This is a genomic window from Gloeocapsopsis crepidinum LEGE 06123 (genome assembly GCF_015207655.1).
Classification (GTDB): Bacteria; Cyanobacteriota; Cyanobacteriia; order Cyanobacteriales; family Chroococcidiopsidaceae; genus Gloeocapsopsis; species Gloeocapsopsis crepidinum.
Window position 1 is genome coordinate 40,166 of sequence record NZ_JADEWN010000022.1, and the last position, 13,851, is coordinate 54,016.

A 13,851-nucleotide genomic window follows, 5' to 3' on the forward strand; every position below is an offset into this window, starting at 1 on the left:
AGGGCAATAAATCACTCGGTTTTATCAATTACTCACTTTACTTTGAGACAATGCGATCGCCTTTAATCTCCACACCCTTTTGTGCTAACCATTGTTGCCAACCATCGCGCGTTCCGATGGTGCGCGTATTCTTGAGTAATCCTAACTTTTCTTCGCGCCGCGTCAAGATCGCAAATCGTTCGTACAGTGGATAACTTGGTGCTACAAAAGTTTCTTTGCGATGCAGAATCGGTGGGTTCGCCACGTTGTCGTATTCGCGATGAACTACACTGAGATTTTGCAAGTCAATTTGCATACTTGTATGTAAAGCAGGATGTGCCTCTTTGTCGAATTCTGGATAAAAAAGATATGAGATTTTAGGTTTGTCTGTGTAAAATTTTACCAAGGTTACATTATCCATCCGTCCAATAGTGCGGCTAGCACAACCTTCATAAATCCGCAGTAAAGGATCGAGTTCAGGTAACGCCGAAACATGGACATACAAAGCTGTTGGTAAGTGTTTGCCAATTTTACTTTGTTTGCACGTTTGGGCAACAACGCCAGGTTTTCCTAAGCTGAATAGCATTTTATCCGCAACCTGGCAAGCTTCTTGATATGTACCAAAAAAGGCTTTGATGTCTTGACGAAGTTCAGGCGCGAGTTGATTAAATCCAGGGCGTTTACTAAATTGTGTTAATGCCAGATACACCAAAATATCTAACGAACGACGGTAGGCGATCGCATCCCACTCGGCTTCATCGGTAGCTTGCAAAATCACATTATAAGCGCGGCGAAAAGTCCCGAATTCGAGTAGAATTTCGGTTTGCGCAGCTAGTTCACCTTTAACGGGTAATCTACCGCGTTCAGTGACAAAATTAATCAGTGGCGTTAAGAGTTCTTGATAATCTTCAAAACGTTTACTCAGAGTACGTACTCGTGGTGTTAAACTCCGCGAACGAAAGCGTAAAGCCCGAAAACTTTCTTTTTCAGTTTCATCGCGGAAGACAAAGTAAATCCCTAATGCTATAGGTACAGCATCAACTTGCAGCACTTCGTCAATGTATTTTTTTAACTCTTCTTGCTCGTAATACTTCTGAAATGTATTGCGTCGAGTTACAATCCCATCGCCATAAGCTATTTTGGCATTGCTGCGGTCATGAATCAAAACTTGAGCGGCAACAATTAAGACTTTTTGTGTCAAGTTCCAAGCTTGGCAAAGCGCTTCGCGGCGTTCTTCGGGATCTTCAATGACGTTGAGAACGTAGCCTAAATTCACGATATCCGCAGATGTACGCGGCGTATTAGGGCAGTAATAGGGGTCCCAGCCAGTACAGGCATAATTCCGCGCAGCTAAGCGTTCGACATCACCACCATAGCCGCAACCATAGTCAAAGAACGTGGTATCGTTGTTTATGATTGCCCATTCTATAGCTAATCGCACCGGACGTGATAAATCAGTACGCGCGATCGCGGCTCTATGACGTTCAATTTCCAGAGCTTCCATGACAAATCAAACTTTTGTGTTTGATTATAGAATCAAATTTGGTAAATGAAAGCTTTATTTGGGCAAAGCTAATTCAACTAAATCCTCAATTTTCTTAATATTCGGATCGCCAGCTAGATAACCAATGCCGCGATGCAGGTGTAGGCGAAACTGTATTGCTAGCGTTTCCTTATCAGTACCTAAACCATCATTATAGCAGCGTTGTTTCAAAGCGATTAGCAGTATATCTGATAGTTCTCCCCCAAACACGCGCCACGTCATCTCTACGTTACTATCAGCAGGAATTGCTATGGGGGAAGGAATTGCACTCTCAGCAAGCGATCGACAAAACGCCCAGCGACACAGGATATTCCATTGGTCTATTTTAGTAGTTCGTTTGAGTTTGACTAACTGGTCTTTTGCAGTTTGCGATAGATGAATGCGCTCAAGTGGTGGTTCCATGAGAGAGTTATGAGTTCTAAGTTTTGAGTGTTGAGTTATGAGTTATGAAGAATCTTTTAATTCAAAACGTGCTAACGCACCGCTACACTAACAAAATTCAAAACTAATTACTAGTTACCAGAAATAACCTGGCTCGATTGTAGTGCAACGTTTTGCTGAATCGTATTTTAGGAGATATTCGCGTGCGATCGCGCCATTAGTGCGGAGTTGTTCAACTTCGTTTTTACCAATTTCAGTATCCGTGGAAAATAGCATCACTTGCTGACTAGCTGAAGGAAAGTAGCGTTCGACCAAGTTATTGCGGTGCGAGGAATCAAGTCGCCCTAGGGGTGTATCAATTGCAATGGGGAGGTTACGCCCTGAAACTCGCGCGAGTCCCCATAATAACGCAATCGCGAGGAGTTGTTTTTCTCCCGCAGAAAGACGATGTTTTGGTACTAGTTGTCCTTGAAAATCGTAGAGCGAAAGACTAAAAGTTTCTGTATCAATCGCAACTCGATGCACTAAATCAGACTTATGCAATAAATATAAAAAACACTCTGTAATTACTAATTCTAGTTGATTAAGTTTACGCAATGTCAGTTTTTCTCGAAACAATTTGAGTGTTGCTTGTACTTTAGTTGATGCATTAATTATATGTTCATCGTTTTTTCTATCAATATTATCTTCACTGTATTGTGCTAACTCTTTTTTTGTCTTTTCTATAACTGCTGCTAACTCATCACAACGTCTTCTTGCTGTTTCGTAAGCAGCTTGTGCATGAGCAAGTTCCCTTTGAGCTAGTTTAACTGCATCGCCTAAGTGTGCGTAAACTTCTGGTGCAGGAGCTACAGCTAGTTGTCTTTCTATTGCAACCAAATTCTCTTCTTGATTTCTCAAACTACTTATCCGCTCTTTTGCTAAAGATTGAGACTGCGCTAAATCACGATTAAGTATTTCATTTATTTGATTAATAGTTTCCTGGCTAGCTAGTAACCAAGAGTCTACATCGGATTGCTTATCCTCTTTTAAAGCATCGTTTTCTTGTTGGAAAAACGTTTTTATTTTTTCAATTTGCTTTACATTCAATCCCATCTCAGTAACATATTTTAAAAACTTTTTCTCTTGTTCTAACAATATATTTCTTGCAATTTCTACTTGTTGTTGTTGATAATTTTTTTGTGCTTGTGTATGAGCTTGAGTTAGTAGTGAAAAAATAAAACTTATGGGTAAAATACCACTAGCTAATTCAACAATAGTATCGCGCTGTTGTGTAACTGCTTCACCCAAATAATGTATTTGAGTCTCAAGCTGACTGCGTTCAGCAGCAATTTTACCACCTTCTAAAACAAATTTATCTGAAGCTTTTTGCTGTTGCCTCTGAGCAGATGTTAGCTTGTCTTGAAGCGCTGATAAATGTGCTTTTGCAGTTTGATATTCTTGTTGTTGATAATTTAGTTTTTTTTCAATATCTTCTAAAGTATTTGCTGTTTGAATATCTGCAAGAAATTTACGTCTGCGATTGACTAAAATATCAATATCGCTAGCTAAACGTTCAGCTAATTCTAGCCCAAGCAGTGAACGAATTGCCTCAACCACAATTGGGGTAGGTATATCCTGTTCTGCTAATTCTTTAACTTGCTCGCCATCAAATAAAAATAAATTTGAAATTCCTAGAGGAAGTAAATGTTCGATACGTTCATCCCAAATCTGAGCAAGCGCGGTATCGGGCCAATCATCAACTAAAATACCTAAAGTATCTTTGCCATTTCGAGGGCTTTTAGTCCAACTGCGTTTAATCCGAAACTCAACCTGTACACTATCTAAAATATTTTCAAAGGCTAATTCAATAGAAGTTTGTTCATTTATTGGAGTATAGCGGTTAACTGATTGCGTGAGAAAGTCAGGATAACTCAAGTTACCACGCGTAGAACATTGAGCGCGATGTCCGTACAAAGCAAGACGAATTGCATCCATGAGTGTGGTCTTTCCTTCACCATTCATTCCACCAAAGAGAATGATTGGGCAATCTTCGTTTTCTTGAGGACGTAAATTGATAACTTGTCGTCCTAGGTAAGGACCAAAATTTTGTAGTACGAGTTCAAGAAATATCACTTTTTGATTTACTTGTTAGAAAACTATAAATTTATATTTAAATAGTAAAAGTTAATGACTTGTCGGCAAAATACGGTATTCGTTTCCTATTTGATGAAGTCGCTTTATTTGAAAATACTGAGAGAAACAATAATGACTAAGCAAATTTCTCAACAGAAAGTTATTTTAACAAATAATTGATTGAGTTTTCTAACCTACGCAGGATGATTTGTGACTGATTTTGTTATCTTGTAGGTAGAATAGTTGTCTTTACACACTCGCTAGATTTTTCAGATGATCAAGCAATTGTTTGCGCTGGCTGGCGTAGTAGTAGCAGTCAATGTAGTTACTCATCAGTTGGCTTATCAGCAAAAATTATCAGAACCACACTCAGTTGTCACCCAATCGGTTACACCGCAACCTCCTACTAGTACTACGGTCAATGTCGTGGCTGCGCCTGTGAGGTTAACGATTCAGTTAAGTAGCCGCAAAGTGACTTTATACCGAGGAGATACACCAATTAAAAGTTATCCGATCGCAGTAGGGCGTTCAGGGTGGGAAACTCCGACAGGGAATTTTCGCGTAGGTCAGATGTTAAAAAATCCTACTTGGATCAGTCCTTTAACGGACGAAGTTGTTCCTGGAGGACACCCTGATAATCCATTAGGTTCATATTGGATTGGCTTTTGGAGTGATGGCAGAAATTCAATCGGTTTTCATGGTACTCCTAACCCTGAAAGTGTAGGCACAGCCGCTTCTCACGGTTGTATTCGGATGTACAACAAAGATGTTGAAGAGTTATTTAGTCAGGTTAGTTTAGGAACTTCTGTCGCAGTTGTGGAATAGTTCAAATACTGCACAAATTGTGCTAGCTTACAGTGTATAAAATGGCACTTTTGCTGCTTGTTCAAATTAAGTTATGTTAGCAAAATTTACATCTATCTATATCGTCTTAGCATTGATAAACAAAACGTATCAAAAGCACAAACTACGACTTAGGGAAGAGTACATCTCTAACGCATATCTTTAAATTGAGTAAAAATTCCTGGTTCAACTTTTACGAACCAAAATCAGGCGATTCATTTACCTTGTCTTTCGCCCTGGTCTTAGTGTGTATTTTGAGGAGAAATCAATGCAAGCACGGAAACGTCAAATGCTGCTCAAGCTAACAGGTCTTTTGGGATTTGCTGGTGCTGCAATCTTAACAATCCCCGCTGTAAATCAAATCAATTTGACTCAACGCGTCGTTGCCCAAACAACCCCAGGCGTAGGACAACCGACTGATCCAACTGCACCTGGAACCACAACGACCCCTGGTTTAGGAACTGATCCGACTGCACCTGGAACCACAACACCCGATGCAACTTCACCTGGTTTAGAAACTGATCCGACTGCACCTGGAACCACAACACCCGATGCAACTTCACCTGGTTTAGAAACTGATCCGACTGCACCTGGAACCACAACACCTGATGCAACTTCACCTGATACAACTACCCCAGGTGTAGGATCGCCAACAGATACAGACACTGATAATAATGACAACGATCTTGACGATAACGGAGCTGCTGGAAGTACGCAACCAGCTGGAGAAGGTGTTCGCGCTCTTTGGTAAGTATTAGTTAACAACTTTAGTCGTAAGAATACAGTTCAGAAAGAACTGAACTGTATCAAACTTAAAATTATGGGCAGTGATGTCCATCACTTGTTGTAAACTCATCTATATCTGTAGCTTGGAACTTGAGACTTGCCCACGTTAACTGCCTAACGGTTTCTATGTTGCCTTGCTCAGCTGCATTTTTCAAGTCTCGTTTGTAGTGGGCATTAGCGATCGCTTCTTCTTTAGAACGCGAACTTGTTTCAAAACATTTTTCTAACGCATCAAAAATTCCGTTACGACGTGCCATTGTGCGATACTGTCGTTCTGTATCGAGTAGCTTTGCCATCAATTCGAGATGCATCGCGTCATCGCCACAAATTTCTTCAAGTACAGTCCATTCATCGCTACCAAGTAAAGTGCGATCGCTTCCTGGGCGTGGATCTCGAAACACCTCGCCTGTAACCTCCCGATAAATTCGCGGCAAACTGTCGTCAAACTCGTGCTTGTCTTCTAACCAAATGCGACGAATTTCGCTCAATTCTTCTTGCGTAATTAAGGTGATATCGTGCATATTATCCGGCGCAGTGCGACGAACTTGTGTTTGTGCTTCTAGAACTTTTTTTAGCCAGTACTCACGCCAATATTTAGTGTAAGGACCTGGGATTGGTTCTACAGAAACTTCACCATCAATATTGCGTTCAAAAAGTTGCACTTGCCCCCAAATGCGTCGAAAGTCTCTTTTCTCGCGATCGTCTGCGACATCAAGTTCATTGCGAATATCAAGTAGCGGCTGCATCCATTCTTTCTCTTCATCGTTTTGGATCATTGCCTCCATCGATTTATCTTTACTCACCATTGTGCAAACCCAGCACCCAAATCGAGAATCGCCACAGCTAGGGGTAGAAGTATCGACAACAAGCGGGCATTCGTTGTCTGCGGTTGCACCGCGATACATCGAGAATAATTCTTTGTTGCTGTATCCCCAAGGATTCTGCCATTGGTTGAGATAGATCCATACTTCATCAGTCTGCCAATCTTCAATTGGAAGATAAATTAGTGAGTTAGGTCGGTTAGGATTAGTATTGAGGCGATCGCGCACCCGCCACTCTCGATGCTTCGCCATTGTGGTAGCACGTTTCACGCTTTCACTTTTGCGCGTGCCAAGCACAAGAACGACTTCCCCACTTGCGCGAATCATTGCCCGAATAAAGTTATCGGCGGGTTGAATCTTTAACCTTTCAGTACACCATCTAAATCGATTGCGCGGGGCTGGATAGCCTTTGCCGATTAAATTTACCCAGAAGGTATCTTTAACTGCGGGATAAAGTAGATGTGGTTCGATCGGCATTCCTTGTTGTTGCGCCGCCTGTTTCATCTGCTTAAGTGAATGACTTACCCAAGCCGCAACAATTGGATTTTCTACCAGCGTATCTGTAGTGATTACATGGATTGTTTTAGTTCGCTTGGAGGGTGGGAGAGATGCGATCGCATTCCACACAAGTTGTAAAGTCGCGGTGCTATCTTTGCCGCCACTGTAACCTATACACCAAGGTATTTCGTCTAAACAGTATAATTCTTGAATTTCAGCGGTGAGTGCTTGAATATCTGCCACCAAGTCTGCTATAGTCCGCACTTGCTTACCTTCGTCTTGTTGTGGTGTAGACATTTATCTCCTTCGTACTGAACTCATGTAGTTGCGTGGTTACACAGGTTGAAACTGCGCATTCATTACCCAATCTCGTTAGGAGCAACCCCTGTATTGTCAAGTTTAAAGGTTTTTAAAAACTTTTAGCGATTAATTTCTTTGCAGCTTAAGCTTTATTAGAACTCCAGTTAAAAATTTATGAATAAGAGAGTAGCTGATACTACTGGTAAATATCGCAAGGAAAACAAACCAGAGGAATTGGCTTCGTTGTTAGCGCTGTATTTAGAAGCGCGAATTTTCGTGCAAACAACAGCGATGGGTGATACTCAAGCTTACTTAGGGTCAGTTAGCTTGGAGTGGTTTGCGCAGCAAGTGCGCTTTGCATCGTGTCTACCGCTGCTTCAGCCTAAACATAATCCCGCAACAGACAATGTAGAAGTGGATGCGGATACAATTGCAGAAATTCAGCAACGTCCGCTCGATTGGTCGCGTCAGATACCGCTGGTACAATACTTAGCAGCATGGAAAAATCACAAGTTTCCACCAGTACTTGTTGTTATTAATCAACCGTGGGTGGATAATCCCGAAGCAGCCCAATGGGATAGTGAAGGACGCGCCACAGAGTCTACTATCGATTTTACGCCTTTAGACCTTGACGGTAAAGTTGGTTTACTCGATATTGCACCCGAAGCCACTATTTATGCACTTGATGGTCAACACCGCTTGATGGGAGTACAGGGGTTAATGAAGTTGATTGAGACGCACCAACTCCAACGCTATCGCAAAGACAAGACTCCTGATGGGGGTGTCATTACTTTAAATGATTTGATCGAGCATTATCACGTAGACGTTGATTATTTAGAAAGCTTACCTCAAGAAAAAATAGGGATTGAATTTATTTGTGCAGTCGAGAAAGGCGAGACTCGCGAACAAGCACGACGACGGGTAAGATCGATTTTTGTTCATGTCAACTTAATGGCTGTACCTTTGACGAAAGGTCAATTAGCACAGTTAAACGAAGACGATGGATTTGCAATTGTTGCCAGAAAAATTGCGACGACGCATCCGCTATTGGAACAAAGAAGCGATCGCCAACCGCGTGTCAATTGGAACAGTGCCACCGTTGCTACTAAGTCTACAGTTTTAACAACACTGCAAGCACTCAAAGAGATATCGGAGAAATATCTAGGACAAAAGTTTTTGCACTGGAAGCCTTCAGAAAAAGGGTTGATTCCGATACGCCCAAACGATAAAGAACTTCAGGCGGGAATTTTAGAATTTCAACAGTTGTTCGACTATTTAGCAACTTTACCGAGTTATCGGGTACTCGAAGCCGAAGAAACACCCTTACTCCGACGCTTTAGCTTTGAGAAAGATGGCGGTGAAGGAAATATGCTGTTTCGCCCTGTTGGTCAAGTTGCTTTAGCGCAAGCGTTGGGAATTTTAGTCTTTAAAAAAGGTTTCTCGCTCAAAGGTATCTTTAAGAAACTCCACAAGTTTGACTTAGAAGGCGGTTTTAGTGGAATGGAATATCCGCGATCGCTGTGGTATGGAATTTTGTACGACCCAAACAAAAAGCGCGTACAAGTTGCAGGGCGCGATTTAGCAGCAAAGTTACTCGTTTACATTCTCGGCGGAATCGAAGAACCAATGGAACGTGCCGAAATTCGTAAAGCTGTGGCGGATGCAAGAACTGTTGAAAAACAGGCGATCGGCTTTGATGGTAAGCTTGTGGAACCAAAAGTAGTAGGTTTACCACCTATTTTATAATTAGCGTTTGCAGAGCGTTTTCTACTGTGGCTTTTACCGTTGTCACAATGTATAAAAGCTGCTTATCATGTTGGCTAACCTTTGCCAATTTGGATAAACTTTTTTATGGTAGAAACGTCAGAAGATAATATCAATAATCGTCAACAGGAAATTTATCAGCGACTTGATTTACTACTTGAACCTTATTTTTCAAAGCATCATCGCGAAAGGTGTTATCCTGGGTTAATTTTTCAGCAAGGGAAGCGAAAAATGGTGCAAATTAATGTTCCAGCGAGAGATTTGCCTATCCTTCTCCAAGCTATACCATCTACTGGAAATGATCCTGATTCAGGTAAGAATCGACCAGAAGTCAAAGGTCATGCGGAGGAAATCAAAAACTACGTTGTTGAACGTGCGAAGGCAAATCAGCCTTGGGTTTTAGGAACAATTACCGCGAATGCTGATGCGCACAGTATTACAGTTCATGAATTAGGTAGAGGAATTTGTATTGTCGTTATTCCTAATGGAGTTAAATTAGATATTACTGATGGGCAACATCGTAAAAGTGCAATTCAAGAATTAATCTTTAGCTATGAAAGCCACTTGATTGGTGATGATGATTTTCCGATTACTTTAATTTTAGAGGCGGATAAACGTCAGTGTCAAATTGATTTCAAAGATATGGCTCAAACCAGACCGCTGGATAAATCCTTATTATTGTCATTTGGTGAATACTCCGGTCGAGTTGGCATTACAAAAGAATTAATTAGTAGAGTTTTAATGTTTCAGGGGAAAACGGATAAAATTAACGCAAATCCTGCAACTAAAAAAGGACTGATTTACACCACGAATTATATAGCTAGATTTGTCAGTTGTGTTTTTGCTAACGACCCAGCCGATGAATTGAAAAATTATGAGGTAGAAGCAGCAAGTGCATCTCTTGCTGACTGTCTTAATCAATTTTTCTCAGAGTGTAACAATACACAGTATATTATTAAGAAAAAGTTTGAAGATTTAACAGTTGAAGACGTAAGTGTATTTAAGGAAGAATGTCTACTTGGTGTAAGTGCTGGTTTAGAAGTTTTAGGAAGATTACTTTATCATACTTACGCTCAAGAAGATAATTATTTTAATGAAACAAAAATTTCGCAATTAGCCCAACTAGACTGGTCAAGAGAAAACGAACTCTGGCGAGATAATATAGTTAGGATAGATCTTAAACCCAAGAATCCTGCTAAAGCTTACAAAGTATCTTTTGGTGGAAGCGCGATCGCCGCAGCAGTTAGCATTGTAAAAGTCAAGCTAGGATGGACATAATTTTAAAATATTTAATTTAAGATAGAAATCTACTAAGATCAAATTCACTATCTTGTTGCTCATTTTCAATTCGTTCTGAACTAAGAATCAGTAAAATTCGTTCTGAGTAGTCTACTGCACCTCGAAACTCGGCTTGCAAGATTTCTAGTCCTCCATTCGCGTATTCTTCAAAAATATAATTACGTTTTTCACTAATTTGGTCTTCACTCAAGGATAAAACTTTTAGGTTTTTGGTTTCAGTAATTGCTATGAGGTTAATTACTGTATCATATCCTCTAACAATAAACTGTTCTTGTGGAATAGGAGAAGGTTCTCTTTTTGAAATCTCTCCTAAAGGTATTCGCTTGTTATGTTTTGCACCTAAAGCAGCAGCAAAGACAATGACATCAACATAAGTTTGAAAAGGACCTGTTCCACCGTCAGTTGATATTAGAGATTTAACTAAATCAGCTTTGTCTTTCGCTACTCTAATTCTACCAGTTTCTATCATTCTTCACCCCGCGCGATTTACCTCAAGAATTTCAGTATATTCAAATTCATTAGAACTTCGTCGGACTAAAGGATACTGTTGTCCAGCTATCTCCAGCGTATCTTCTTCACAATCAGGTTTGGAAGAGTAGTAAGTTAGTACATATTCACTACCAATCTTATTTTTGATCTCGGCTTCAACTTCGCCGCGCCACTGCGTATTGGTGACTAATACAATTAATTGATCTGCTAAGCGAGGAATGATTTTAGCAATTTGTCGCCGATACGTTTCATCTAAACTACCGAAGGGCGAATCCATTACTATTGGGAATGTACTACTATCAGCTACCATCAATATTTTTCTTTGACTCCACTCGCGCACTTTGTCGATGATGCTACTAATAAATGATAAGCTCAGTATTTGATTCTCACCTGTAGAAGCAGCAACAGGTGCTTCTACTCCAGATGTATTTTCTATTAATGTTAATTCGTACTTATCACTAATCTTGGGAATATATGGTGTAATAGAAATTTCATTAAATATTTCTTGAATGCGCTTTTCTAATTGCAAGCGAAATTGCTTCTCTTGACGATATTTAACTTCAGTTAATCGTTCAATCGCATCTAAGGTTGCAGCAATACGTCGTTGCGCTATAACTTGTCTTTCTTCGTTAAACCTTTGCTTGGCAATTTGTTTATCTAATTCAGCCGCTTCAGCTTTTGAAGCCTCAATTTTTTGATTCTTTTCACCTTGCTCAATATTTAATTCAGCAATTGTTCTTTCAATATCATCCAAACGACTTTGTAATCGGCGAATTTCTTCGCTTGGATCTTTTCGCAATCGATCTTGAACATTATCTAATTCGGCTTCTATTTGCGATATACTTTCTCTTAGCTGAGTAATACGCAATTGTTCGCGATCGACATCCTCCCAAAAAGCAGTTGCTTGTTTGTCAATTTCGTCAACTTGTGCAATTGTCCGAATTACAGTTTCTTGTATAGCAGAAGAACCAGCTTGATTTAGCAAGTTTTTGACATTTTGATGCGCATCACTGCCATCGTCTAGTTGCGTACCACAAATACAACGGCGATCGCGCAGTAATTCTTGCACAAATTCTTGGGAAATTCCGGCAGTTAACTCGCCGCGCTGTTTTAAATCTGCAATAATTTCTCGAAATTGATTTGTGGTTGACGATAGTAGTACGCTGTAACCGCGTGTAGAAATAATTTTTTTTAGAGTTTCTCTACTTTGTCGTAGATCTTCTTGATTTGTTTTCTTCTGGTTTTCTAAATTTTGCCGTCTTTCTTGCAATTCTTTAGCCGCAGCAAGTTCGCGTAGATAGTTACTCGTCTCTTGTTTAAGAGTTTGTTGATATTCTAACTCTTGAAGAAGCTCACTTTGTCGCTGTCTAATCTGTTCAATTTCTATTTCTGTTTTTTGCCGTTGTCTTAAAAGTTCTTTTGTTGGGGCGTCACCAATGGCTTTTAGGTCATTTTCTAATGTTTTTTTCGCTTCACTGAGGTGTCTAATTGAGTTATCAATGACTTTCACACCTAAAAAGATTTTAGTGGCTTCGGCGATTTCTGCTTTCTTATCCGATCGCACAATCTGTTCGATTCGCTCGCCGTCAAAAAAGAAGTACTGATGCAAGCTGACTGGTAAAATCTGATTGATCACATCTTCTGGATGCTGTGGCGAAGGATACCACCGTCCGTCATCGCCAGCTACTTGCATAAATAACTGCGTTTTACCTGCGTCGAAGTTGGTTTCGTTTTTATACACGCGACACTCACGTTTGACACGATAGCGCTTGTTATCATGTTCCCAAAACACTTCTACCCAGCATTCGATTACTTCTTGAATATTCGCTTCGGCGATCGCCCGTTTATTTACAAGTTGTTCAGCAGAAGCAAACGCCGCACTAAATTTCTCGTACAGTACCCACGTAAATGCATTTAAGAAACTCGTTTTCCCTGCACCGTTGTTACCGTGCATAATCGTCGTGTTGCGATTTGTTCCTCCTGCAAGTACAATCTCTGGTGTTTTGCCGTAAAACGAACGAAAGTTACATAGCCGAATCGAAGTTAGCTTCATCGCACCGCTTCCTTGACAATCCGCAAAATATCATCGTTGATATGGCTGTTACTTTTTTTATCAAGTCGGCTTTTTTCTAACTTCCATACCTGTTCAATGATTTGCCTAACTTCTGGCGGCGCGGTGAGAATTGGCTCTTGCACATCGCTAATGTCGTCTTGCAGATTCATCTGGGTTTCTACGTAGCTAATATGCTACATTTTACCTCAGTAGATAAAAGCGATCGCATCCATCAAGATACTTTTACATTATTTCTTGAGCGCCGCTGGGAAATTGTTAAATTCTCTCAAAACCAAATCACTAATTCATAAATGTTGAAAAACACTCGACTAGCTTAAACTTTACGTGTGCTTGAAGTAGAGCGATGATGATTCAAACCAGGCTTGAGAATTTCACTATTCGGAATGCTGTCGAGGCAGACACAGCTTTAATTCTTCGGTTCATTCGGGAGTTAGCCGAATCCGAGAAACTGCTTCACGAGGTCGTTGCTACAGAAGAAACACTGCGAGAGAGTTTATTTGGGGATCGACCAACTGCTGAGGTGGTTATTGGAGAATGGGATAATGTCCCTGTGGCATTTGCACTCTATTTTCATAATTTTTCTACTTTTCTGGGGCGTCCTGGAATCTACCTTGAGGATCTTTATGTTAAGCCTGAGATGCGAGGGAAAGGAATTGGTAAGATCCTGCTGTCGTATCTTGCTCATCTTGCAAAACAACGTAAATGCGGTCGTCTTGAATGGTGGGTACTTGATTGGAATGAGCCAGCAATTAAGTTTTATCGTTCAATAGGGGCTGTGCCAATGGATGAGTGGACAGTACAAAGAGTTACTGAGGAGCCGCTATAGCAACTTGCCGAGCATTTTAAGCATACATAACAAACCGCTAATAGTAGATGTCAGATACTGTATAAGTAGCGATCGCCTAACAGTTCGTCTTGAAAGATTTCTGGAAAGAAGTAATTAGTGCCTAAGCACCGCT

12 protein-coding genes are annotated in these 13,851 nt (G+C 40.5%); 5 read left to right on the forward strand and 7 right to left on the reverse strand.

Annotation, left to right across the window (positions count from 1 at the left end):
* Positions 1 to 37 precede the first annotated feature (37 nt).
* The 3 genes from IQ230_RS10805 to dndD form a co-directional block, all read right to left on the reverse strand.
* On the reverse strand, positions 38 to 1,483 hold the full coding sequence (locus IQ230_RS10805) for a DNA phosphorothioation-associated putative methyltransferase (protein WP_193932004.1): 1,446 nt from the start codon (positions 1,481 to 1,483) through the stop codon (positions 38 to 40).
* 54 nt (positions 1,484 to 1,537) lie between these two features.
* The gene (gene dndE / locus IQ230_RS10810; RefSeq protein ID WP_193932005.1) at positions 1,538 to 1,924 is read right to left on the reverse strand and encodes a DNA sulfur modification protein DndE; all 387 of its coding nucleotides are present in this window, start codon (positions 1,922 to 1,924) and stop codon (positions 1,538 to 1,540) included.
* Positions 1,925 to 2,038: 114 nt separating this feature from the next.
* On the reverse strand, positions 2,039 to 4,018 hold the full coding sequence (gene dndD, locus IQ230_RS10815) for a DNA sulfur modification protein DndD (RefSeq protein WP_193932006.1): 1,980 nt from the start codon (positions 4,016 to 4,018) through the stop codon (positions 2,039 to 2,041).
* A gap of 273 nt (positions 4,019 to 4,291) precedes the next feature.
* Between dndD and IQ230_RS10820 the strand changes: the two genes are divergently transcribed.
* Positions 4,292 to 4,843, forward strand: coding sequence for a L,D-transpeptidase (locus IQ230_RS10820; protein ID WP_193932007.1), 552 nt, complete (start codon positions 4,292 to 4,294; stop codon positions 4,841 to 4,843).
* A gap of 286 nt (positions 4,844 to 5,129) precedes the next feature.
* A complete protein-coding gene (locus IQ230_RS10825; RefSeq protein WP_193932008.1) occupies positions 5,130 to 5,612 on the forward strand; it encodes a hypothetical protein in 483 nt (160 codons plus the stop codon).
* A 67-nt stretch (positions 5,613 to 5,679) separates the two neighbouring features.
* Here the strand turns inward: IQ230_RS10825 and dndC are convergent, their stop codons facing one another.
* Positions 5,680 to 7,263 carry a DNA phosphorothioation system sulfurtransferase DndC gene (dndC, locus tag IQ230_RS10830; protein WP_193932009.1) on the reverse strand — a complete coding sequence of 528 codons (1,584 nt, stop codon included), beginning with the start codon at positions 7,261 to 7,263 and terminating at the stop codon, positions 5,680 to 5,682.
* Positions 7,264 to 7,440: 177 nt separating this feature from the next.
* On the opposite strand from dndC, the gene IQ230_RS10835 reads away from it, so the two are divergent.
* Both IQ230_RS10835 and IQ230_RS10840 read left to right on the forward strand, forming a co-directional pair.
* Complete coding sequence (locus IQ230_RS10835; protein ID WP_193932010.1) at positions 7,441 to 9,012, forward strand: DGQHR domain-containing protein; 1,572 nt, start codon at positions 7,441 to 7,443, stop codon at positions 9,010 to 9,012.
* A gap of 105 nt (positions 9,013 to 9,117) precedes the next feature.
* Entirely contained in the window at positions 9,118 to 10,308 is a 1,191-nt protein-coding gene (locus tag IQ230_RS10840; RefSeq protein ID WP_193932011.1) for a DNA sulfur modification protein DndB, read from the forward strand.
* A 16-nt stretch (positions 10,309 to 10,324) separates the two neighbouring features.
* On the opposite strand, the gene IQ230_RS10845 is transcribed toward IQ230_RS10840, so the two are convergent.
* From IQ230_RS10845 to IQ230_RS10855, 3 genes are read right to left on the reverse strand one after another with little or no spacing between them, the layout of a single operon-like run.
* On the reverse strand, positions 10,325 to 10,798 hold the full coding sequence (locus tag IQ230_RS10845) for a DNA phosphorothioation-associated protein 4 (RefSeq protein WP_193932012.1): 474 nt from the start codon (positions 10,796 to 10,798) through the stop codon (positions 10,325 to 10,327).
* A gap of 3 nt (positions 10,799 to 10,801) precedes the next feature.
* Positions 10,802 to 12,871 (reverse strand): AAA family ATPase, encoded by a 2,070-nt coding sequence (locus IQ230_RS10850; RefSeq protein WP_193932013.1) that lies wholly within the window; start codon positions 12,869 to 12,871, stop codon positions 10,802 to 10,804.
* Positions 12,868 to 13,041 carry a hypothetical protein gene (locus IQ230_RS10855; protein ID WP_193932014.1) on the reverse strand — a complete coding sequence of 58 codons (174 nt, stop codon included), beginning with the start codon at positions 13,039 to 13,041 and terminating at the stop codon, positions 12,868 to 12,870. Before IQ230_RS10855 ends, IQ230_RS10850 begins: the two co-directional genes overlap by 4 nt.
* A 194-nt stretch (positions 13,042 to 13,235) precedes the next feature.
* On the opposite strand from IQ230_RS10855, the gene IQ230_RS10860 reads away from it, so the two are divergent.
* The gene (locus IQ230_RS10860) at positions 13,236 to 13,718 is read left to right on the forward strand and encodes a GNAT family N-acetyltransferase (RefSeq protein WP_193932015.1); all 483 of its coding nucleotides are present in this window, start codon (positions 13,236 to 13,238) and stop codon (positions 13,716 to 13,718) included.
* Positions 13,719 to 13,851: the final 133 nt, after the last annotated feature.